Raw genomic sequence first — 20,974 nt, 5'->3', positions numbered from 1 at the left:
CCATGACCGACCTTCACCCCGTGCGCCGCGCGTTGCTTTCCGTTTCCGACAAGACCGGATTGATCGATCTGGGCAAGGCCCTGGCCGACCGCGGGGTCGAGCTGCTGTCGACCGGCGGCACCGCCAAGGCGCTGCGTGATGCGGGGCTTGCGGTCAAGGATGTCAGCGAGGTCACTGGGTTCCCCGAGATGATGGATGGCCGGGTCAAGACGCTGCACCCGATGGTGCATGGTGGCCTGCTGGCGCTGCGCGACAATGATGCCCATGTGGCGGCGATGCAGGAGCATGGCATCGGCCCGATCGACCTGCTGGTGGTCAACCTCTACCCGTTCGAGGAAACGGTGGCCAAGGGCGCGGGCTATGACGAATGCATCGAAAACATCGACATCGGCGGCCCCGCGATGATCCGCGCCGCGGCCAAGAACCATGCGTTCGTCAACGTGGTGGTGGATGTCGAGGATTACTCGGCCCTGCTGGATCAGCTCGAGGAAAACTACGGCAAGACGTCGCTGGGCTTCCGCCAGTGGCTGGCGCAGAAGGCCTATGCTCGCACCGGAGCCTATGACGCGGCCGTCTCCAGCTGGCTGGCCGACGCGCTGCAGATCGACACCCCCAAGCGCCGCATGTTCGCCGGTGAACTGAAACAGCCCCTGCGCTATGGCGAGAACAGCCACCAGCAGGCGGCGTTCTATGTCGATGGCACGGGCCGCCCCGGTGTCGCCACCGCCGTGCAGCATCAGGGTAAAGAGCTGAGCTACAACAACATCAACGACACCGACGCCGCCTTTGAACTGGTGGCCGAATTCGACCCGCGTGACAGCGCCGCCTGCGCCATCATCAAGCACGCGAACCCCTGCGGCGTTGCGACGGGCGCGACGCTGCTCGAGGCATACAAGGCGGCATTCGACTGCGACCGGACCTCGGCCTTTGGCGGGATCGTGGCGCTGAACCGGCCGCTGGACGCGGAAACCGCGCGCGAAATCACCGGCATCTTCACCGAGGTCGTGATCGCCCCCGGCGCCACCGACGAGGCCAAGGCGATCTTTGCCGCCAAAAAGAACCTGCGCCTGCTGACCACCGAAGCGCTGCCCGACGTGCGCGCCGGCGGCAAGACCGTCCGCCAGGTGGCCGGCGGGCTGCTGGTGCAGGACAAGGACAACGGGCATATCGAGATGGATGACCTGAAGGTCGTTACCAAGCTGGCCCCCACGCCCGAGCAGATGCGCGATCTGCTGTTTGCCTGGAAAGTGGCCAAGCACGTCAAGTCGAACGCCATCGTCTACGTCAAGAACGAGGCCACGGTGGGCGTCGGCGCCGGTCAGATGAGCCGGGTGGATTCCGCCCTGATCGCCGCCAAGAAGGCCGAGCGTATGGCTGAAAGTCTGGGCCTGCCCGAACCGCTGACCATCGGCTCGGCCGTAGCCTCGGACGCGTTCTTTCCCTTCCCCGACGGGCTGATGGAGGCCGCCGCCGCAGGCGCGACCTGCGTGATCCAGCCGGGTGGGTCGATGCGCGATGACGAGGTGATCGCCGCCGCCGACGAAGCCGGTCTGGCCATGGTGTTCACCGGCATGCGGCACTTCCGTCACTGATGCGGGGCCGGGTTCTGCTCTGGGCCGGGCTGGCCGCATTCGTGATCGACCAGCTCAGCAAATACTTGGTCGTCCACGTGTTGCGCGTGGCCGACCGGCCCGGTGGCATCGACGTGCTGCCGCCGCTGCTGACCTTTCGGTACGGCGAGAACCGCGGCATCAATTTTGGCCTGTTTCAGGGCAATTCCGAAGCCACGCGCTGGTTTCTCATCGCTATTTCGCTGGCCATCAGCATCGGCGTTTTCGTCTGGCTCTGGCGCACGGCCGCATCAAGGCGGATGCTGGTTTTCGGCGGATTGCTGATCGGCGGAGCGTTGGGGAACGTGGTTGACCGGGTGTTGTATGGATACGTTCTGGATTTCCTGAACATGTCCTGCTGTGGCATCAACAACCCGTTCGTCTTCAACCTCGCCGACGTGTTCATTTTCGCGGGTGCCCTCGGGTTGGTGCTGTTCGAAGGCAAAAAGCCCTCGTGACGCGCCGGATGTTATGCGATAAAAGCGCCTGAAACAGGCTGGAGACCAAGATGCGGATGCCGCGCGCCATTATTGCTCTGACACTTGCTGCTGCGGTCGCAGGATGTTCCGATATCGGCCTGCGCCATCTCGAAGCGCCAGGGCCCGGGCCGGACGAGTTTTCGGTCATGCCGGTCAAGCCGCTGACCCAGCCCAAAGATTATGCCTTCCTGCCCGCGCCGACGCCGGGTGGCGCGAACCTGACCGACCCGAACCCGAATGCAGACGCCGTGGCTGCCTTGGGTGGCAATCCCGGGGCGCTGAACCCCGGCACCGGTATTCCGTCGTCTGACGGGGCGCTGGTGACGGCTTCCAGCCGCTATGGCGTTTCCCCCAACACCCGCCAGGTTCTGGCGCAGGAAGATGCGGATTTCCGCAAGCGTCAAAGCCGTTGGACGCGGTTGCGCCTGTTCAAGGTGGACCGCTATTCGCAGGTCTACAAGCGCAATTCCATCGATCCCCAGGTGCAGACCGAAGCTTTGCGCAGACAGGGCGTGGAAACACCCTCGTCGCCGCCGGATGAATAATTCTTAACTTTCCGTCATCGCTCTTGAACCCGTTCGGCGTCACCGTAGTTTGAACACCGTAACGAAACGGAGGATGCCCCATGGCTCGGGCCTTGGCGTTTTGCGCCGCTTTGATGACCGCAACCCCGGTTTTGGCCGAAACCGGGCACGAGGCCGTCACCACATTTACCCTGGACAACGGCATGGATGTCGTCGTGGTGGAAGATCACCGCGCGCCCGTGGTTCAGCACATGGTCTGGTATCGGGCCGGATCGGCGGACGAGCCGATCGGGTCGTCAGGTGTGGCGCATTTCCTCGAGCATCTTCTGTTCAAGGCCACCGATACAATGGCGGCGGGCGAGCTTTCGGCGACCGTTGCGGCCAATGGGGGCAACGACAACGCCTTCACCTCGTATGACTACACGGCCTATTTCCAGCGCGTCGCGGCCGACCGGCTGGAGTTGATGATGAAGATGGAGGCCGACCGGATGCGCAACATCCGGCTGACCGAGAGCGACATCGCCACCGAGCGCGACGTGATTCTGGAAGAGCGCAACCAGCGTACCGAGAACAACCCCCGTGCCCTGTTCGGCGAACAGATGAGCGCGGCGCAGTATCTCAACCACCGCTACGGGGTTCCGGTGATCGGCTGGAAGCACGAGATGGAGACATTGGACATGGAGGACGCGCTGTCCTTCTACCAGACCTATTACGCGCCCAACAATGCGATCCTGGTGGTGACCGGCGATGTGGATCCGGCTGAGGTCAAAGCCTTGGCCGACACCTATTATGGCGTGATCCCCGCCAACCCGGACCTGCCTGAACGGGTCCGATCGCAGGAACCGCCGCAGACCGCCGAGCGGCGTCTGACCTTCAAGGATGCGCGGGTGTCGCAACCATATGTTCAGCGCAGCTACCTCGCGCCCGAGCGTGATGCCGGTGCGCAGAAGAAGGCTGCGGCGTTGTTCCTGCTGGCCGAGCTGCTGGGCGGCAGCACCACATCCTACCTGAACGAGAAACTGCAGCTTGAGCAGCAGTTGGCTGTTTATGCCGGGGCGTTTTATCGTGGGGTGTCGCTGGATGACACGACCTTTGACCTGATCGTTGTTCCGGCTGAAGGCGTGTCGCTGCAAGAGGCCGAGGATGCGATGGATCAAGCGGTGGCCGATTTCATCGCCGAAGGCGTCAACCCGGAGGATCTGGACCGGATCAAGATGCAGCTGCGCGCCGCACAGGTCTATGCCCGAGACAATGTCGATGGAATAGGCAACCGCTATGGTCGGGCGCTGACCAGCGGCCTGACGGTCGAGGACGTGCAGGCCTGGCCCGACATCCTGCAGGCCGTCACCGGCGAAGAAATCATCGCCGCCGCGCGCGAGGTGCTTCAGCCCGAAGCGTCTGTCACCGGCTGGCTGATGCGTGATGACGAGGTGACCCAATGATCCGTTTCCTTGCCCCCTTGATCGCCCTGCTGATCGCGCTGCCTGCCTGGGCCGAGATCAAGATTCAGGAGGTCACCTCGCCCGGCGGCATCCGGGCCTGGCTGGTCGAGGATCACTCGATCCCGTTCACTGCGCTGGAACTGCGGTTCCGTGGGGGAACGTCACTGGACGATCCCGACAAACGCGGCGCGGTCTATCTGATGAGCGGCCTTCTCGAAGAAGGCGCGGGCGACATGGATTCCCGCACCTATGCGCGGGCGCTGGAATCTCTGGCCGCGTCGATCGGATACAGGGCCACGGATGACAGTGTTGCGATCTCGGCCCAGTTCCTGACTGAAAACCGGGACGACGCCGTTGAGCTGCTGCGCACCACCATCCAGCAACCGCGCTTTGATCAGGACGCGATCGACCGGGTTCGGGCGCAGGTCCTGTCCGGGCTGCGCTCGGAACAGACCGACCCCAATGACATCGCGGGTGAGACATTCGCCAAAATGGCCTATGGCGATCATCCGTATGGATCCAACGGCAAAGGCTCGATCGACAGCGTATCGGCCCTGACCCGTGACGACATCATCGACGCATACAAAGGCGTCTTCGCCAAGGACCGTCTGTATGTGGGCGCAGTGGGCGACATCACACCCGAAGAGTTGGGCGCGTTGCTGGACAATTTGTTGTCGGACCTGCCCGAAACGGGCAAACCGATTCCCGGGAATGCCGAGGTAACGATCCCCGGTGGCGTCACGGTGGTCGAGTTCGACACGCCGCAATCGGTGGCGCTGTTCGGCCAGAAGGGCATCGACCGCGACGATCCGGATTTCTTTGCGGCCTACATCCTGAACCACATCCTCGGCGGCGGCGGCTTTGAAAGCCGCCTGATGCAGGAAGTCCGCGAAAAACGCGGCCTGACCTATGGCGTCGGGACCTATCTGGTGCCCAAGGATCTGGCCTCGGTCTATCTGGGGTCGGTATCCTCGGCCAATGACCGGGTCGGGCAGGCTATCGAGGTAATTCGCGACGAGTGGCGGCGCGCCGCGACCGAAGGTGTAACCCAGAAAGAGCTGGACGACGCCAAGACCTATCTGACCGGCGCCTATCCGTTGCGCTTTGACGGCAATGCCCAGATCGCGGGCATCATGGTGGGTATGCAGATGGAAGATCTGCCGATCGACTACATCGCGACCCGAAACGACAAAGTGAACGCGGTGACGCTGGACGAGGTGAACCGCGTCGCGGCCGAGCTGCTGGACCCGGACGGGCTGCATTTCGTGGTTGTAGGCAAACCCGAGGGGCTAGAGACCACGAACTGACGCGAAGGACCGGCAGTCGGCAGGCCTTTTGTAGAATTCCCGACGAGCGGCCATTCAGCGCCGCTCGCCCCGGGCCTCCGTGATCCGGAAGCGTGCGCAACCTCTGGATCGTCAGCGTATCCGCCACCTGTTCCGTAAAACCGGTACGGTGCTCACGGTCATGCGGGCCCGTCGGCGGGCTTGTTTCACTTGATGGACAGATGTCATCATGAAGCGGAACCATTGTCGCGGGTAAGGAAGGAGGGGTCATCGATGCCCTATCAGTTCTGGCATTCGAAGTTGACCGACCCTCCCATCCACGTCCCGGCGATTGGACTGCAGTTGTTTGTCCGGATACCGCACGACACCACCGACGAGAATATATCGGTCATAGAGACAATAAATGAACCGGGGTTTGGCCCGCCCCTGCACCGTCACCCGCAAACTGAAATCTTTCGCGTTTTGGACGGGCGGTATCTCTATGAGTGCGATGGAAAGCGCTTTGTTGCAGAAACAGGCGACGTCGTAACGATCCCCGGTGGCGCCGCGCATGCGTTTCGCAATCTTTCCGACGGGCCAGCGCGGCAACTGGTCATGATACTGCCATCCTTCGACACGGTCGCCTTCTTCAATGGGTTGGGAGACATCATGGCAGACGGAGTTCCCGACCGGGAGGTGCTGAACGCATTCTCCGAGAAATGGCAGATCGAGTTTCTGGGACCGCCCCTGCAGCTTTGACGTCAGTCCAATTTGCCTCGGGCGCCAAAGTTGGCGGCTGCGTCATGCATTCACTGGGTTTTCGCGTTTCTTTTCCGGCCAGAACTCATCCACGACCACGTAGGCTATGATGACGAACAGGGCCGCGCTGGCGACTTGCAGAACGCGAGTGATGCTTTTGACGTTGGCCTCGTCCGAAAACGGTGAAATCGACCCGCCGTAGACAATCAGGACCGTCGTCAAGGCCGATCCGGCGGCGGCGGCCAACGGGATCTGGGATTTGCCGAGCGCGCCCAGCGTCACGCAGGCGAAAAAGCACAGCAGGATCGGCGTGAGAATGACCGGCGCGATGACGTTGACTTCGTAGCAGATGATGGACGCTGCTGCGCCGAGCAGGTTTGCCGTCAGCATCGCCTTGGCCACGGCTTTGCCGGCGGCAGGCATCGCAGCGAGCTGCTGGCTGAGAAGGGCCACAAAGAACAGAACCAGCAGGGCAGACGCCCCAGACACAAAAAATGCCAGGGCGAAGGGAACCGTGACAAGAGACATTCTGACGATGCGCCGATGCTTGTCAAAGTCAGCGGCCGATGCGGCTTTGCCCTGCGTGGCGTTCTGGGGGGCGGCCGGAATAAGCGTGAACATCAACGTCGATACGAAACCGGCAAACAACAGGTTCAGCGGGATCCAGAATACAAGCACCAGCGCCAGATCCGGAGATTGCAGAACGAGGTTGGGGATCATCAGCGCCCCCATCAGGGCGATGACGCCCGGCAGGACACCGGCGCCTGACACGGACCATATGAAGGACAGGATTATCCCGATCGCCACCAGTATCAGAAACACGACCGGATAGGGCGCGAAAACCGATGAGAGCAGGAAAGAAACGAACATCAACGCAATCGAGAAAACGAACAGTTTCGCAAACGCGGCCAGGGGCAACGCGGTAGGTGCCTGAAGGAAGAGCGCGGTGAACACCGCGCCAACAACCGCCAATGGCCACCCAAGGAAAAGCCCCAGAGAAAAGACGCCGGTCACACCCAGTGCAAGTCTGTAAACGGCGTGTCTGTCCTCAGTACGCATAAGAAAAGATCGAAACCAAACGAATGTATGTCCGACCGACCGCGTTCAGTATCCCGTTGTCGCTGAGGTACATGATGACATCCGCCTGACCGTTCAACTGAAACCTGAGGTCGTCTTCCGCGCTTCCGGCCTCGTAGCCCGGCAGTATGATGCGCACGGGAAACCGTTCAGGTTCGCGCAGAAAGCCTTTGGTGCTCGGCGCGCTTGCCAATTGTCCGGGTGTGTCGCCGCCACTCAGAGAGACCGCCGCGCTGAAGCTTTCGATTTTGCCCGGGATGATCTGACCGGGGTGCATATCCAGCACGACATCCACCGGAGACCCGACGGTGGCGCGCCCCAGATTGTTCTCGGTGAAATACGCCTCGATCCACACGTCCGTCGCATCAAGAAACGTCAGCAGATCCTGGCCGGACCGGGCGTATGTGCCGGGTGCAATCAACAAGTTGGATATGACGCCCGTAGCCGGCGCGCGCAGTTCGGTCCATTCCAGATTGAGCTCGGCATCGGCCAAAGCCGCCAAGGCACGTTGGATTTTGGGATTCTCATTCCCTTCGTCCCCAAGCCTTTGCTTGGCCTTCTCCAGATCTGCTTTGGCGTTTTCATAGTTCGCCTCGGACTCGGCCAGCTGGCCTCGGGCATCGTCGGCTTTCGAGATGGCAATCAGCCCTTTCTTCTCGAGCGCGAAGACCCGCTCCGTCTGAATGCGCATCGTATCCAGATCGCTCTGCGCGCGGGCCAACTTGGCTTGCGCCGCACTTACCTCGGCCGAGGATGCGCCGACCTCCTGAGTGGCCGCCTCAAGGTCGGCCTGGGCTCTGTCGCGATCAATCTCGTAGGGTCTCGGGTCGATCCGAACCAGCAGATCGCCGGCCGAGACGACCTGCCCGTTTTCTACCAATACCTCGATCACGGTTCCCGTGACCTGCGGAACGATTTGGGTCGCCACGGCCTTTACCCGTGCGTTCCCGGTGAACGGCGTCTTGCGGTCGGCAACCAGATACCAGATGAGGAAGATGAGAATGACGGCCAGTGTCGTCCAGATCGTCTTCCTCATTTTGCGGCTCCCTCGGCGGTGTCATCGGTCGCTGGTGAGGCGTCGATCCAGACCTTGAACAACTCGTAGAAGACGGCGAACAAGACCGGACCCATGAAGATGCCGATCAGGCCATAGGCCATCATCCCGCCCAGCACCCCTATGAGGATCACGAGCATCGGGGTCTCCAGGCCTTTTGAAATGAAAACCGGCCGCAGGAAGCTGTCCATTATGCTGACGGGAATGGCCAGAACGGTGAAGATCAGCGCCGCACCGCCGGACATGGAACTCCATGCATAGATGACCAGCGGCAGAAGGACGAGGCCGGGGCCGATCTGGATGATCGAGAGTATCAGGCAGATGAACGCCAGCGTCGCGGCCGAGGATATCCCGAACAGCGCCAACAGGACCCAGACAACGACGGCCTGAATGGCGGCAACCCCGATTACTCCCTTGGTGACGTTCCGGATCGTGGCCCCAGCCAGAGTGACGAATTCGCCGCCGCGTGGCGCAAATACGCGGTTGGCAAAGCGCTGAAGGCCCTGCACCAGATCCGGTCCGGGGCTGAACAGGGCGCCCATGATCAACACCGACAGGGCAAGGCCGAGAAGCCCGATTCCGATCCCCAGAACTTTGCCAAAGAGCGATTTGGTGATCTCGAGGATTTGCGCGCCGTATTTTGCAAGCGCACCATCCAGGTTCCGTTCGAACATGCCCCAGGCATCGGCAAGCTTGGCGCCGACCAGAGGCAGATCCTTCAGGCCTTCCGGCGCCGGCGGTATCTTCAACTCGCCCTTGTCAGCTTGCTCGGCAAACTCGGACCCCAGTTCCGCGGCCCCAGATACCGCCGTTGCGACCGGCCCCAGTGTGAGAACCAGACCCAGCAAAACCAGGATCGTCGTTGCCAGCTTCTTCCGTCCCCCCAGCTTGGACTGAAGCCAATCGAAGGCCGGATAAAGCGCAACGCAAAGAATTGTGGCCCAGATGACCACGCTTGCAAGCGGGGCGACCATGACCAAGGCGCTGTAGAGAAACAGCCCGAGAAACAGCAACCTTATCGCAAGGTCGACAATCTTTGCGTCCTGAGTCTTTTCCATTCCATCCCCCTGGTATGTTTTTCCGTATGTTACACTCAAAAAAGTAAATATGTATATTTTTTGAGCTTTTAGGGGATGCCCGGCAGTGCGGTGGTTGACTCAGCCCCCAATTTGCAAGCGGATCCTGAGGTGCAAAGCACGCTGTTGCTCACCTTGCCAGAGCCTATTTTTTCGGAGTCTCATCCTCCTGGGATAGGATCGTGTCGGCCACGGTCGTGGCGGCGGTGACGAAGATACCCAGACCCACGATTATGTACGCCATCGTAAAGATCTTGCCCGCAGCGGTTTCAGGAGAAAAGTCGCCAAAACCCACTGTCGAGATCGTCACTACGGAAAAATAGACGGAGTCCAACCAGCTCCACCCCTCGACAAAATGGTAGAACACTGACGCCCAAAGGATCATTCCGACGGTGAAGGCGAGTATGCCTTTCACTCTGCCGTCCTTGAAAGCGACACCTATCCCACGCGTAATTCTGGTCAGTGAATTCATCATGCCCTCATTCGCAAAAGAATTCACGTATAGCAGTAATTGGATGATTGTGTGAATCCAAAGGGTGAGTTGGCCAGGGCAATGGCGATTTCGTGGCCTGAGAAGGCGTGCGAAACATGTATTCCATTAACATGATGGATAAATGCTCTAGGGTAATCACATGCTGAATCGGGACGCTGAGGGATAACGTGCGAATAATTGTCAAAGGTGTCTTGATCTGTTGCGCGGTCGCGCTTGTGGTTTTTGCCGCGGCTTGGCTGTTTCTGTCGTCCGCTTTGTTTTCGTCGGTGCGGACCAGTTTCGTTGAGAACCTGATCTCAAGGAAGCTGGGCCAGCAGGTCTTGATTGAGGATGAGGTGCGTTTGGGCCTTGGCCGTCAGTTGCAGGTATCAGCAGCTGGACTGGTTCTGCCCGCTACGCCCAAAGCCGAGGCGGATCTGGCGGCGATCGATCAGATCGAGTTCGAAGTATCTGCACGGGACCTGTGGAACAGCCAGCTGTCGGTGAGCAATCTTTCAGTGTCGGGAGTTCATCTGAACCTGATCACAGATGAAGAAGGCGTGACCAACTGGCAGTCCTTTTCGCGCACCGGGGCCGAAACCGACAAGATTTCGGAACGCCCGCCCCAGCCTTTGGCCGGAATTCTGACGGATCGCACGATCGACCTGAAGGATGTCACCGTACTCTATCAGAACGACCTGAACGGCATAGGACTGGATTTGCAGCTTCCAGAACTGGTTTTGCAGCGCGATGCCGAAACCGATGTTGCCTCGGCGGTCGGAGCGGGGTCGCTCAATGGTCAGAGTTTTGACCTGAAGGGCACGTTCCCGCCCCAGGACCCGTTCCAAGTGGCATTGAGCTTTGATCAGATTTCGGTCGAAGCCCAACAGATTCCTGTGGAGACCGGCCTTCAGGTCAAGACGACCCTCGAGGTCGATCAGTTGGGTCAACTGCTCGATGTCCTGCAACTCAACCGCGTGTTGGAGGGTTCGGGCAGTGTTGCTGCAACATTCAAGCTGGCAGATGGCGTCGCACGGATTGATGACCTGTCTGTTCTGGCCGAGCTGGATGGTGGCCAAAGCCTTTCCGTCACCGGACAAATTGGGGAATTAGGCAATCAGGAAGATGTTTCTTTGACGACCCGCATTCGCCTGTATCCAGAGGATGCCGAGCCGGCTCCGGCTGCCTCGCGGTATGACCTCAAGCTTATCGCTGTGGATATGGTCATCGACAGTGTCCCGGGACAGGTCCCGCAACGGCAGATGGTCATCAAGACGAACGGTTTCACCTTGGACACCTCTGGTGAGGGCCCGCCGCCGATCAAATTCTCCGAGCTTGCCAGAACGCCCGAAGGCGCCCTGAGCGTGGGCAACATCAATTTGAGGATCGGAAACCCCGCCGATCCGTTTATCATTCTGACCGGTTCGGTCGAGGATGCGTTGCAGTTGCAGGGCGTATCCGCCGAAGGTTTGATTGATATTCCGGCAAGCAGTCTGATCTCGCCCGAACTGCTGGGCCCCGATGACCAGCTTGGCAGGTTTTCGGGAAACTTTCATTTGGACGGAAACATCGAACAGCTTGCTTTGACCAATCTGGATGGTCAGACAAGCGAAACCGAGGTCTGGAGCCTGGAGGTGCACGGGTCCGTAGAAAATGTCCTCAAGTTCGAGAATCTGGATCTGGCGATCGATGTGGATGTTCCGTCGGGCGCGGACCTTCTGAAGGCCTTGTCGCTGGAGCCGGTGGACACCGGGCGGGCCCATCTTGAAATCGACCTGGTAAGTGAAGGCACCGATTGGAATGCCAATGCCAATGTCGAGGTTTCCGAGTCGGTCTTGAAAATCGCGGCGGATCTTGATGATGCAACAAGCGATCCCGTGCTGCAGGGGTCGATCGAGAGCGATCTGATAAAAATCGACCAAATCAGGACCATCGTTCAGGCGGCCGCCCAACTGCGCAAGATAGGTGGTTCACCGCCGGAGCAGGAAGATGCCGAGAAAGACGACGGTGACACAGGTCCGTTGAGGGATGTGACCCTCAAACCCATCGGGCGGGCCATTTTGCTGTCGGGTGTGAATGTAGATGTCGACATAGACCTGCGTCACATTGAGGGCGCCAAGGGCATCAGCAGCCTGCAGAGCGAACTGACCCTGGACGAAAACGAGCTACGGGCCGGACCTCTGAAGTTTGAATACGGAGGTGGTCATTTTGACGTAAGCGGGCAAATGGATCTTACGAATAAGGCGCATTTGCTGACCCTGACCGGAAAGGCGGGCGGATGGCAGTTGGATGACCTTCTGCAAAACCTGAACTTCAAGAAAGGCGCCAGCGGCACGGTGTACGCAGATTTCTCGGTTACGGGGGGCACGGATACCGTCAAGCAATTCGTCGACACCATGAGTGGCAATGCCACGGTTTCAATGCGCGACGGTTCGATCGAAACCCAGCTTCTGGACCTGGCCGGGCTGGGTATTCTTCCCTGGGTATTTACCAAGAAAAAACAGAAAGTTGCGCCAATCGTGTGCCTGCGCGCGCCGATCAGTATTTCGAATGGAAAAATCGAGACGAAACAGACGACGTTGGAAACAGATCATGTTCAGGTCGTCGTCTTTGGCGCTGTCGACCTGACGGACAAAGTGTTGGATCTGAACATCCAGCCAAGAAAGATTGGCGAGCCACTTGCGCGCAGCCCGTGGCCGGTGACCCTGAGGGGCGCGCTCGCTGAGCCCAAGGTCAAAGTCAAGGATGGCCCGAAAAGGCTGAAGCGGTCGGATGGTGCAGACCAGATGCCGGCACAAAGAAAACTCTGCATACCGGATATCTTGCAGTTGCAGTAGGGGCGGTTTGCCAAGCGGCCACGGCCCTGCCTGTGTTCGGCAAGGCCGGCCGAGCCTGTCGGACGCGGATCACCCCTTTTTCATGCTGCGCAGCATCTGCCCCATCATCTGGCCGAACTGACCCGAGCCGCGCTGATACAGCGCCCCGTCCACCGCCAGAACCGTCCCGCTGATATAGCTGGCCATGTCCGAGGCCAGAAACAGACAGGCGTTGGCCACGTCTTGCGGGGTGCCCCAGCGGCCCAGCGGCACGTCTCGGCGCAGCTGCTCGCCCGCGTCGGGGGTGGGGGCCAGACGCTTGGCGCCTTCGGTGCCTTCGATGAAACCCGGCACAACCGAGTTCACCCGTATGCCTTCCACGCCCCATTCCATCGACAGGGTGCGGGTGATCTGATCGACCCCCGCCTTGGCCGCGCAGACGTGGGCCTGGCCCTCGTAGGGCAGGTAAGATTGCGGGGCCGAAATGTTGATGATGTTGCCGCCGGGCCGTTTCAGATAGGGATAGGCGCCTTTCAGCACATGTACAGTACCCATCAGGTCGATCTCGACCACGGTGCGGAAGGCGTTGACCGACATCTCCGCCATCAGCGCCGGGAAGTTGCCCGCCGCCCCCGAAACCAGCACGTCGAAATCACCGAGCGCCGCGTGGAACTGTTCCAGCCCCGCGGCGACCGCCTCGGCATCACGCACGTCGAAGGCCGCGCCGATGGTCTCGGCCGCGCCGGCTGCCTTCAGCGCGGCGATGGTGTCGTCCACCTTCTCCTGCGAGCGGCTGGCCACGGCCAGTTTGGCGCCCGAGGCCGCGAAGGCCTCGGCGATGCCCCGATTGATACCGCTGGTCCCGCCGATGACGATGACCGTCTTTCCTGCAAAGTCCATGTAGAGCCTCCCGCTTTGGAGGGGCCCTACTCGCCGTAGGGCACCCAGATGTTCTTGATCTCGGTCGCAGCCTGCAGGAAGCGGCGGGTGTGGTCCATGCCCCAATCGAATGCCGTCGCGTTATTGACCCAGGTCCGTTTCAGGTTCCCGGCCGAGACGACCTCGATCTGTGCTGACAGGTCCGACGACGAGAAGGACCAAACCGCATCCACGTTCAGATGCGAGGCCAGCGGTTTGGCCAGCTCCTCGTGGCTGCCCGTCAGGATATTGACTACGCCTGCGGGCACGTCCGAAGTGTCCAGCACCTGATAGAAATCGGTGGCCGCCAGCGGATAGGGCTCGGACGCCACCAGAACCACCCGGTTGCCCATCGCGATCGCCGGCGCCATGGCCGAGACTAGACCCAGCAGCGGCGCCTCATCAGCGCAAAGCGCGCCGATCACGCCAACCGGTTCCTTCATTGCAATCGCCACGCCCCGGATAGGAACGCCATGCACCTGGCCGTCATACTTGTCGGCCCAGGCGGCTGCAGTGAACAGGCGCTGGATTGCGGCGTCGACTTCTTTCGCGCCGTCCTTGCGGCCGGTCATTGCGTCGATGCGATGCGCGAACTCGTCGGCGCGGGCCGAGAGGTTCTCGCCGATGTAATACAGAATCTGCGCGCGCAGATGGCCGGTTGTTTTCGACCAGCCCGCCGCGCCTGCCGCGGCCTCGACCGCGTTGCGCACGTCCTTGCGGTTGGCCAGACCCACATGGCCCAACAGCCCCGCCTTGCCCCAGACCGCGCGGGAATAGCCGCCATCAGGCCGGGCCTGCTTGCCGCCGACATAGAGCTTGGCGGTACGGTCGATTGGGTCAACCGGGCCGCCTTCGCCCACGACGGGTTCGATTTTCGCCAGCGGCTTGGTCTTGCCCTTGGGCTTGGTATAGGCACTCAGCCCTTCCCAGCCACCTTCGCGGCCAAAACCGCTTTCGCGCACGCCGCCAAAGCCCGCGGCCGCGTCGAACAGGTTGGTGGCATTGACCCAGACCACGCCCGCGACCAGCTTGGGCGCGATGTCCAGCGCAAGGTTGACGTTCTCGGTCCAGACCGTGGCCGCCAGTCCGTAGCGGGTGTTGTTGGCCAGCTCGACCGCCTCGGCCGGGGTACGGAAGGTCGACGAGACCAGAACCGGGCCGAATATCTCCTCCTGCATCAGCGGGTCCGAGGTCTCGAGTCCGGTGATCAGCGTCGGAGGGTAGTAGCAGCCATTCGATGGCAACTCACAGGCGGGCTGGTAAACCTGGCCTACCGCGTTGCCCTCGACCATCGAGGTGATGGTCTGCAGCTGCACCGGGTCCACCACGGCGCCCACGTCGATGCATTTGTCCAGCGGGTTGCCGATGCGCAGCGTGTCCATGCGGGCGCGCAGCTTGGCATAGAACCGCTCGGCGATGCCCTCCTGCACCAGCAGGCGCGAGCCCGCGCAGCAGACCTGGCCCTGGTTGAACCAGATCGCATCGACCAGACCTTCGATGGCACTGTCGATGTCGGCATCGTCAAAGACGATGTAGGGCGACTTGCCGCCCAGCTCGAGCGTGAGGGCCTTGCCCGACCCGGCGGTGGCCTCGCGGATGCGGCGCCCCACGATCGTCGAGCCGGTAAAGGCGATCTTGTCCACGTCTGCCTTCACGATCATCTCGCCCACCGCGCCGTCGCCGGTGACGATGTTGACCACGCCCTTGGGCAGACCGGCCTGCATGCAGATATCGGCAAACAGCAGCGCCGTCAGCGAAGTGTATTCGGCAGGCTTCAACACCACCGTGTTTCCCATGGCCAGCGCCGGGGCCACCTTCCACGCCAGCATCAGCAGCGGGAAGTTCCACGGGATGATCTGGCCGCAGACCCCCAACGCCTGTGCGTCGGGCAGCTCGGTTTCCATCAGCTGGGCCATACCCGCGTGATAGTAGAAATGCCGCTGCACCAGAGGAATGTCGATGTCGCGCGATTCCCGGATCGGCTTGCCGTTGTCGAGCGTCTCCAGCACCGCGAACAGGCGGGCGTGTTTCTGGATCAGCCGCGCGATTGCATATAGGTATCGGGCGCGGGCGGGGCCGCCCAGCTTTTCCCATTTGGGTTGCGCCTTGCGAGCGGCGGCGACGGCGGCGTCCACATCGGCCTGCGTGGCCTGGGTCAGCTTGGCCAGAACCTCGCCCGTGGCCGGGTTGCGGCTTTCAAACCCTTGGCCGGGCTTGGTGAAGGCGCCGTCGATGAAATGGCCGAACTTGTCGCCCTGGTCGACCAGCCATGCCAGGGCTTCGGCGGCACTTTCCGGGGCGGGTCCGTATTCCATGGTCTCGAAAATCTCTTTGACTGTCATTGTTCCTGTCCTCAGCCCATCGGGTGCCGGTATCCGGCCGAGTATGCCCCGGTGACGAAATGTTCCAACTGCCGCTCGATATCGCCCAGCAGGGACGACGCGCCGAACCGGAACAGGTCGGGCTGCAGCCAGCGGTCGCCCAGCTCGTCCTTGATCAGCGACAGGTAGACCAGCGCATCCTTGGCCTTGGAAATCCCGCCGGCGGGCTTGTAGCCCACGCGATAGCCGGTGCGGTCATAGTAGTCACGGATCGCGCGGATCATGACCAGCGACACGGGCAGGGTGGCGTTGACGCTTTCCTTGCCGGTCGAGGTCTTGATGAAATCGGCCCCGGCCATCATGCAGACCAGCGAGGCGCGCGCCACGTTGCGCAGGCTGCCCAACTCGCCGGTGGCCAGGATGGCCTTAACATGCGCCTCGCCGCAGGCCGCACGAAACGCTTTCATCTCGTCATACAGCGCCTGCCAGTTGCCCTGCAGCACATGGCGGCGCGAGATCACGATGTCGATCTCCTCGGCCCCGGCCTTTACGCTTTCCTCGATCTCGGCCACGCGCAGGTGAAAGGGCGACAGACCCGCCGGAAAGCCGGTGGACACGGCCGCGACCGGAATGCCGGTGCCTGTCAGCGCATCCACCGCCGTTTCGATCATGTCGTGATAGACACAGACCGCGCCGGTGGTAATCGGCGGCATGTCCAGCGCCTTGAGCAGCGCAGGTGACACGGGCTGGCGGGCCTTGGCGCACAGGCGGCGCACGCGGCCCTCGGTATCATCGCCCGAAAGGGTGGTCAGGTCGATCATGGTGATTGCCTTCAGCAGCCACGCGGCCTGATGCTCTTTCTTGACCGACCGGCGCCCGGGCAGGGTCGCGGCGCGGCGTTCAATGGCCGAGGTGTTGGCCTGCACGGCGCGCACCCAGTCCAGGTCCAGATCCATGCCGGGATTTCGGGGCTCGGTCACTTGCGGCAGATGCGCGGTGCGCACGGGGCTTTCTGAGCTCTGCGTATCCATTGTCACGTCCTTTGGGAGGTTTGCGCCAAAATCGCACGGGAAACAGCCAAAGGAAAGGCAAACCGGACGCCTTTGGCCACTTTTTTGACCAATTGGACAAATCTGGCTTTTTCTTGCGAGTAATTCGCAACACGGTTGACTTATTTGAGAATGGTTCGCATATTCATTCTCAACTGGTACTCGGAACGAGGTCACATATGATTCGCCGCAGTTTTCTTCTTGCCCTTGCTCTCGGTGCCTCGCTGCCCTTGGCGGCGTGGGCCGAGGCGCCGTTGAAGGTCGTGGCGACGACCGGAATGATTGCGGACGCCGTGCAGCAGGTTGGCGGTGATCAGGTCGAAGTCAAAGGGCTGATGGGGCCCGGAGTCGACCCGCACGGCTATCGCCAGACCCGCAGCGATATCGTTGCCGCGACAAGGGCCGACCTGGTCTTGTGGCACGGCTTGTATCTTGAGGCGCAGATGGAAGACTTCTTCCACGACCTTGGGCGCAAATGCAAAGTCGTTGCCGTGGCGGATGCCATCGACAAGTCGAAACTGCGTGCGCATGCCGACTATGCCGACAAATACGATCCGCATGTGTGGATGAGCCCGGTTCTGTGGAAAGACGTCGTGGTCGAGGTGCAAAAGGCGCTGACCGACGTGCGGCCAGACTCCGCCGCTTATTTCGCCGCCAACGCCCAGCGTTTTCTGGCCGAAATCGACCAGTTGGACGCCTATGGGAGAAAGGTGCTGGCCCAGGTGCCCGAAGACAACCGGGTGCTGGTCACCGCCCATGACGCCTTTGCCTATTTCGGCGAGGAATTCGGGTTCGAAGTGTTGGGGATCCAGGGTATCTCGACCCAGTCCGAGGCGGGGCTGAACCGGATCGGAGAATTGGTCAACACTTTGGTCGCGCGCGACCTGACCGCCGTCTTCGTTGAAAGCTCGGTCTCGGATCGGTCGATGCGGGCGTTGATCGAGGGTGCGTCGGCGAAGGGTCATACCGTCTCGGTCGGGGGTGAGTTGTATTCGGACGCCATGGGCGAGCCGGGCACCTATGAGGGCACCTATATCGGGATGCTGGATCACAACATCACGGTTATCGCGCGGGGCCTGGGTGCGGATGTGCCCGAACGCGGCATGTCCGGCAAGCTGTCGGCGGGGCTCTGACCATGTTGGAGCTTGCGGCTGGAAAATCGTCATCAAACGGGGACCTGACGGTGCAGGACAGCCCGCTTGTGATCCGGGGGATGACGGTATCCTACGGCCAGAAACCGGCCATTTTCTCGGTAGATATGACGGTGCAGCCTGGGGCCATGACGGCCATCATCGGACCGAACGGCGCGGGCAAATCGACGCTGCTCAAGGCGGCGCTGGGCATCGTCAAGCCGCTGTCGGGTCAGGTGCTGGTGTTCGGCAAGGCGTTGGACCGGCAGCGGGCCCGTATCGCCTATGTGCCGCAGCGCGCCAGCGTCGATTGGGATTTCCCGACGCGGGTCATCGATGTGGTCCTGATGGGCCTGTCGCGGGAACTGGGCTTGCTGGGCCGGGTCCGGATGCGACACATGGCCCACGCGATGGAGTGTCTGCATCGGGTCGGGATGCATGAGTTTGCGGACCGCCAGATCGGCCAGCTTTCGGGTGGTCAGCAGCAACGGGTGTTCCTGGCGCGCGCACTGGCTCAGGATGCCGATCTGTACCTGCTGGATGAACCGTTTGCCGGGGTCGATGCCGCCACCGAAAAAGCCATCATCTCGGTCCTCAAGTCCCTTAGGGAGGCCGGCAAGACGGTGGTCGTGGTCCACCATGACCTTGCCACGGTCACGGATTATTTCGACCACGTGTTCCTGATCAATACCCGCAAGGTCGCCGAGGGCCCGGTCGAGCAGGCCTTTACCGCCGAGACTCTTCAAGCCGCGTATGGAGGCCGGCTGGCCACCGCCCAGATCGACCAGATCTCGGGCGCTGCGGGCTGACACATGCTGTGGGACGCACTGACCCTGCAATTGGGGTACAACGCCACCTTGGTTGCCGTCGGGGCCACGCTGCTTGGGTTTTCGGCCGGCGTGACAGGCACCTTCCTGTTTCTGCGCAAGCGGGCGCTGGTCAGTGACGCCATCAGCCATGCGACCCTCCCGGGCGTCTGCATCGCCTTTATGGTTTTGGTGGCGCTGGGCGGAACCGGGCGAAACCTGATCGGACTGCTGAGCGGCTCGGCGATTTCGGCCGCCGTGGGTCTGTTGTGCATGAACTGGCTGATCCGCCGCACCCGTCTGGCCGAAGACGCGGCGATCGGGGCGGTCCTGTCGGTCTTCTTCGGCTTCGGTATCGTTCTGCTGACAATCATCCAGACCATGGGGGTGGGCCGACAGGCCGGGCTTGAGGGGTTCTTGCTGGGCTCGACGGCCGGGATGCTGTGGTCTGATGCTCTGATCATCGCGATCGGCGGCGCTGCAACGCTGCTGCTCGTCATGATCATCCGCCGCCCCATGATGATGGTGGCGTTCGATTCCGAATATGCGGCCGCCTTGGGGCTGCCAGTGCATCGCATCGACCTTGCGATGATGGGGCTTGTCATGGCGGTCACGGTTGTCGGGCTGAAAATCGTTGGATTGATCCTGATCGTGGCTTTGCTGATCATACCCGCGGTCACGGCGCGGTTCTGGTCGGACCGGTCCGACCATGTGGTGCTGTTGTCTGGGGTCATCGGCGGGTTGTCGGGCTATCTGGGTGCGGCGGTGTCCGCCTCAGCGCCCAACTTGCCGACCGGACCGATCATCGTCCTGTTCAGCTTTGGCTTTTTTGTCGTATCGCTGTTTCTGGCTCCGGTGCGCGGCGTGTTGGCCGCGATCGTGCGGCATCTGCGGTTCCAGCGACGGGTTCACATCCGTCAGGGGTTGCTGGCGCTTGCTCAAGGCCAGAACATCTATGAGCCCTACACGTTGCGCCTGCTGCGTCAGGCCGGACTTGCCCGGCCCGACGGGGTGGCTACGGATGCGGGCAGAGCGCAGGCGGCCAAGGCGCTGCGCGACGAGAAACGCTGGGAAATCGTACGCGCCGACAATGCGCACGAGGCAGCCGCTGCCCTGTATGACGGGTTACGCGACATCGAAACCGTTCTGACCCGGGACCAGATCGACGACATTGACCGCCGCATCGGCGGACCACGGGAGGTTCGCCCATGAGCGGTGAAGAGTTTGTCCCCCTGTCCTTGACGCCGCTGCTGATCGGAACCTTTGCAGCCATCGCCTGCGCCTTGCCCGGAAACTTCCTTGTACTCCGCAAACAGGCACTGATCGGCGACGCAATCAGTCATGTGGTTCTGCCCGGAATCGTCGTGGCCTTTCTCGTCACCGGCGCGATCTCGACCTGGCCGATGATGCTGGGCGCCGCCGGCGCGGCGGTTGTCGCCGTTGTGCTGATCGAGACCATCCGGAGGTTGGGCCAGATAGAACCGGGCGCCGCAATGGGCGTCGTATTCACCACCATGTTCGCCGGAGGGGTGCTGCTGTTGGAGCAGACCGACACCTCGAGCGTTCATCTGGATGTCGAGCACGCACTCTATGGCAGCCTGGAAAGCCTGATCTGGCTCGACGCGACCGGCTGGTCCTCGCTGCTGGATCCGGTTGCGCTGGCTGGCCTGCCACCCGAGCTTGCTCGGATCGCCCTAACATTGGTGGGTGTCAGCCTGTTTGTCTGGCTATTCTGGCGGCCGCTCAAGATCTCGACATTCGACGAAGGCTTTGCCCGGACGATCGGAATTCGAACCGGGGCGCTGGGAATGGCGCTGGTGATTGCGGCGGCGATTGCAGCCGTGGCCGCGTTTGATGCCGTCGGCTCGATCATCGTGATCGCAATGTTCATCTGCCCGCCGGCCGCCGGCCGGATGATGACCGACCGGCTTGAGACCCAGATTGCCTGGAGTGTTGTCTTCGCCATCCTGTCCGCCGTGTCCGGCTATGTCCTGGCTGGTTATGGCCCGCTGTGGTTGGGCGGATCGGACGCCGTCAGTGCGGCCGGGATGATTGCCACCATGTCCGGCCTGATTCTGGCTGTCGCGGCCGTGTTTGGCCCCTGCCGGATGCGCGCAGCGGCGCCGGGTCCGGGCTGATCCGGCGTGTTCCCGCCACCGGCTCGGGTCGGTGATCG

18 protein-coding genes are annotated in these 20,974 nt (G+C 61.7%); 11 read left to right on the top strand and 7 right to left on the bottom strand.

Features of this window, described 5'->3' with window-relative positions; translation table 11 throughout:
- Positions 1–2 precede the first annotated feature (2 nt).
- The 6 genes from purH to ACR0FC_RS12000 all read left to right on the top strand — a co-directional run bounded on the left by purH (position 3) and on the right by ACR0FC_RS12000 (position 6,079).
- Positions 3–1,592: a bifunctional phosphoribosylaminoimidazolecarboxamide formyltransferase/IMP cyclohydrolase gene (gene purH, locus ACR0FC_RS12025; RefSeq protein ID WP_170341114.1), complete on the top strand. Its 1,590-nt coding sequence runs from the start codon at positions 3–5 to the stop codon at positions 1,590–1,592.
- On the top strand, positions 1,592–2,068 hold the full coding sequence (lspA, locus tag ACR0FC_RS12020; RefSeq protein ID WP_170341116.1) for a signal peptidase II: 477 nt from the start codon (positions 1,592–1,594) through the stop codon (positions 2,066–2,068). The genes purH and lspA overlap by 1 nt, the downstream gene beginning before the upstream one ends.
- A 50-nt stretch (positions 2,069–2,118) precedes the next feature.
- Positions 2,119–2,634, top strand: coding sequence for a DUF3035 domain-containing protein (locus ACR0FC_RS12015; RefSeq protein ID WP_170341119.1), 516 nt, complete (start codon positions 2,119–2,121; stop codon positions 2,632–2,634).
- 80 nt (positions 2,635–2,714) lie between these two features.
- Positions 2,715–4,055 carry a M16 family metallopeptidase gene (locus tag ACR0FC_RS12010; RefSeq protein ID WP_170341121.1) on the top strand — a complete coding sequence of 447 codons (1,341 nt, stop codon included), beginning with the start codon at positions 2,715–2,717 and terminating at the stop codon, positions 4,053–4,055.
- Positions 4,052–5,362 (top strand): M16 family metallopeptidase, encoded by a 1,311-nt coding sequence (locus ACR0FC_RS12005; protein ID WP_170341123.1) that lies wholly within the window; start codon positions 4,052–4,054, stop codon positions 5,360–5,362. Before ACR0FC_RS12010 ends, ACR0FC_RS12005 begins: the two co-directional genes overlap by 4 nt.
- Positions 5,363–5,614: 252 nt before the next feature.
- Positions 5,615–6,079: a cupin domain-containing protein gene (locus ACR0FC_RS12000; RefSeq protein ID WP_170341125.1), complete on the top strand. Its 465-nt coding sequence runs from the start codon at positions 5,615–5,617 to the stop codon at positions 6,077–6,079.
- Positions 6,080–6,121: 42 nt separating this feature from the next.
- On the opposite strand, the gene ACR0FC_RS11995 is transcribed toward ACR0FC_RS12000, so the two are convergent.
- The 4 genes from ACR0FC_RS11995 to ACR0FC_RS11980 all read right to left on the bottom strand — a co-directional run bounded on the left by ACR0FC_RS11995 (position 6,122) and on the right by ACR0FC_RS11980 (position 9,701).
- Positions 6,122–7,138, bottom strand: coding sequence for a DUF2955 domain-containing protein (locus ACR0FC_RS11995; RefSeq protein ID WP_170341127.1), 1,017 nt, complete (start codon positions 7,136–7,138; stop codon positions 6,122–6,124).
- On the bottom strand, positions 7,128–8,192 hold the full coding sequence (locus ACR0FC_RS11990; protein WP_170341129.1) for an HlyD family secretion protein: 1,065 nt from the start codon (positions 8,190–8,192) through the stop codon (positions 7,128–7,130). Before ACR0FC_RS11990 ends, ACR0FC_RS11995 begins: the two co-directional genes overlap by 11 nt.
- Positions 8,189–9,268: an AI-2E family transporter gene (locus ACR0FC_RS11985; protein ID WP_170341131.1), complete on the bottom strand. Its 1,080-nt coding sequence runs from the start codon at positions 9,266–9,268 to the stop codon at positions 8,189–8,191. Before ACR0FC_RS11985 ends, ACR0FC_RS11990 begins: the two co-directional genes overlap by 4 nt.
- A 163-nt stretch (positions 9,269–9,431) precedes the next feature.
- Entirely contained in the window at positions 9,432–9,701 is a 270-nt protein-coding gene (locus tag ACR0FC_RS11980; RefSeq protein ID WP_315901678.1) for a potassium channel family protein, read from the bottom strand.
- 245 nt (positions 9,702–9,946) lie between these two features.
- Here ACR0FC_RS11980 and ACR0FC_RS11975 point away from each other — a divergent pair, with 245 nt between their 5' ends.
- Positions 9,947–12,595, top strand: coding sequence for an AsmA family protein (locus ACR0FC_RS11975; RefSeq protein ID WP_170341135.1), 2,649 nt, complete (start codon positions 9,947–9,949; stop codon positions 12,593–12,595).
- A gap of 69 nt (positions 12,596–12,664) precedes the next feature.
- Here the strand turns inward: ACR0FC_RS11975 and ACR0FC_RS11970 are convergent, their stop codons facing one another.
- The 3 genes from ACR0FC_RS11970 to deoC are packed head-to-tail and all read right to left on the bottom strand — an operon-like array spanning position 12,665 to position 16,844.
- Complete coding sequence (locus tag ACR0FC_RS11970; protein ID WP_170341137.1) at positions 12,665–13,474, bottom strand: SDR family oxidoreductase; 810 nt, start codon at positions 13,472–13,474, stop codon at positions 12,665–12,667.
- Positions 13,475–13,500: 26 nt separating this feature from the next.
- The gene (locus tag ACR0FC_RS11965; protein WP_170341139.1) at positions 13,501–15,834 is read right to left on the bottom strand and encodes an aldehyde dehydrogenase family protein; all 2,334 of its coding nucleotides are present in this window, start codon (positions 15,832–15,834) and stop codon (positions 13,501–13,503) included.
- Between the two features lie 11 nt (positions 15,835–15,845).
- Complete coding sequence (gene deoC / locus ACR0FC_RS11960; protein WP_170341141.1) at positions 15,846–16,844, bottom strand: deoxyribose-phosphate aldolase; 999 nt, start codon at positions 16,842–16,844, stop codon at positions 15,846–15,848.
- A 197-nt stretch (positions 16,845–17,041) separates the two neighbouring features.
- Between deoC and ACR0FC_RS11955 the strand changes: the two genes are divergently transcribed.
- The 4 genes from ACR0FC_RS11955 to ACR0FC_RS11940 are packed head-to-tail and all read left to right on the top strand — an operon-like array spanning position 17,042 to position 20,936.
- Positions 17,042–17,995: a metal ABC transporter solute-binding protein, Zn/Mn family gene (locus tag ACR0FC_RS11955; RefSeq protein ID WP_170341144.1), complete on the top strand. Its 954-nt coding sequence runs from the start codon at positions 17,042–17,044 to the stop codon at positions 17,993–17,995.
- A 2-nt stretch (positions 17,996–17,997) separates the two neighbouring features.
- Positions 17,998–18,801 (top strand): metal ABC transporter ATP-binding protein, encoded by an 804-nt coding sequence (locus ACR0FC_RS11950; RefSeq protein ID WP_170341145.1) that lies wholly within the window; start codon positions 17,998–18,000, stop codon positions 18,799–18,801.
- A gap of 3 nt (positions 18,802–18,804) precedes the next feature.
- Positions 18,805–20,010: a metal ABC transporter permease gene (locus tag ACR0FC_RS11945; RefSeq protein WP_170341147.1), complete on the top strand. Its 1,206-nt coding sequence runs from the start codon at positions 18,805–18,807 to the stop codon at positions 20,008–20,010.
- The gene (locus ACR0FC_RS11940) at positions 20,007–20,936 is read left to right on the top strand and encodes a metal ABC transporter permease (protein ID WP_170341149.1); all 930 of its coding nucleotides are present in this window, start codon (positions 20,007–20,009) and stop codon (positions 20,934–20,936) included. Before ACR0FC_RS11945 ends, ACR0FC_RS11940 begins: the two co-directional genes overlap by 4 nt.
- Positions 20,937–20,974 lie beyond the last annotated feature (38 nt).

The organism is Ruegeria sp. BB9 (genome assembly GCF_056539345.1).
Note: the sequence above shows the minus strand (reverse complement) of the source record. Positions and strands in the feature narration are given on the sequence as shown.

What these genes read in the sequence shown, in the direction of transcription:
- ACR0FC_RS12000 (WP_170341125.1), top strand. Translation starts at nt 5,615, where the DNA reads ATGCCCTATCAGTTCTGGCATTCGAAGTTGACCGACCCTCCCATCCAC.
- deoC (WP_170341141.1), bottom strand. Translation starts at nt 16,844, where the DNA reads ATGGATACGCAGAGCTCAGAAAGCCCCGTGCGCACCGCGCATCTGCCG.
- purH (WP_170341114.1), top strand. Translation starts at nt 3, where the DNA reads ATGACCGACCTTCACCCCGTGCGCCGCGCGTTGCTTTCCGTTTCCGAC.
- ACR0FC_RS12010 (WP_170341121.1), top strand. Translation starts at nt 2,715, where the DNA reads ATGGCTCGGGCCTTGGCGTTTTGCGCCGCTTTGATGACCGCAACCCCG.
- ACR0FC_RS11965 (WP_170341139.1), bottom strand. Translation starts at nt 15,834, where the DNA reads ATGACAGTCAAAGAGATTTTCGAGACCATGGAATACGGACCCGCCCCG.
- ACR0FC_RS11990 (WP_170341129.1), bottom strand. Translation starts at nt 8,192, where the DNA reads ATGAGGAAGACGATCTGGACGACACTGGCCGTCATTCTCATCTTCCTC.
- ACR0FC_RS11955 (WP_170341144.1), top strand. Translation starts at nt 17,042, where the DNA reads ATGATTCGCCGCAGTTTTCTTCTTGCCCTTGCTCTCGGTGCCTCGCTG.
- lspA (WP_170341116.1), top strand. Translation starts at nt 1,592, where the DNA reads ATGCGGGGCCGGGTTCTGCTCTGGGCCGGGCTGGCCGCATTCGTGATC.
- ACR0FC_RS11995 (WP_170341127.1), bottom strand. Translation starts at nt 7,138, where the DNA reads ATGCGTACTGAGGACAGACACGCCGTTTACAGACTTGCACTGGGTGTG.
- ACR0FC_RS11985 (WP_170341131.1), bottom strand. Translation starts at nt 9,268, where the DNA reads ATGGAAAAGACTCAGGACGCAAAGATTGTCGACCTTGCGATAAGGTTG.
- ACR0FC_RS12005 (WP_170341123.1), top strand. Translation starts at nt 4,052, where the DNA reads ATGATCCGTTTCCTTGCCCCCTTGATCGCCCTGCTGATCGCGCTGCCT.
- ACR0FC_RS11970 (WP_170341137.1), bottom strand. Translation starts at nt 13,474, where the DNA reads ATGGACTTTGCAGGAAAGACGGTCATCGTCATCGGCGGGACCAGCGGT.
- ACR0FC_RS11945 (WP_170341147.1), top strand. Translation starts at nt 18,805, where the DNA reads ATGCTGTGGGACGCACTGACCCTGCAATTGGGGTACAACGCCACCTTG.
- ACR0FC_RS11950 (WP_170341145.1), top strand. Translation starts at nt 17,998, where the DNA reads ATGTTGGAGCTTGCGGCTGGAAAATCGTCATCAAACGGGGACCTGACG.
- ACR0FC_RS12015 (WP_170341119.1), top strand. Translation starts at nt 2,119, where the DNA reads ATGCGGATGCCGCGCGCCATTATTGCTCTGACACTTGCTGCTGCGGTC.
- ACR0FC_RS11940 (WP_170341149.1), top strand. Translation starts at nt 20,007, where the DNA reads ATGAGCGGTGAAGAGTTTGTCCCCCTGTCCTTGACGCCGCTGCTGATC.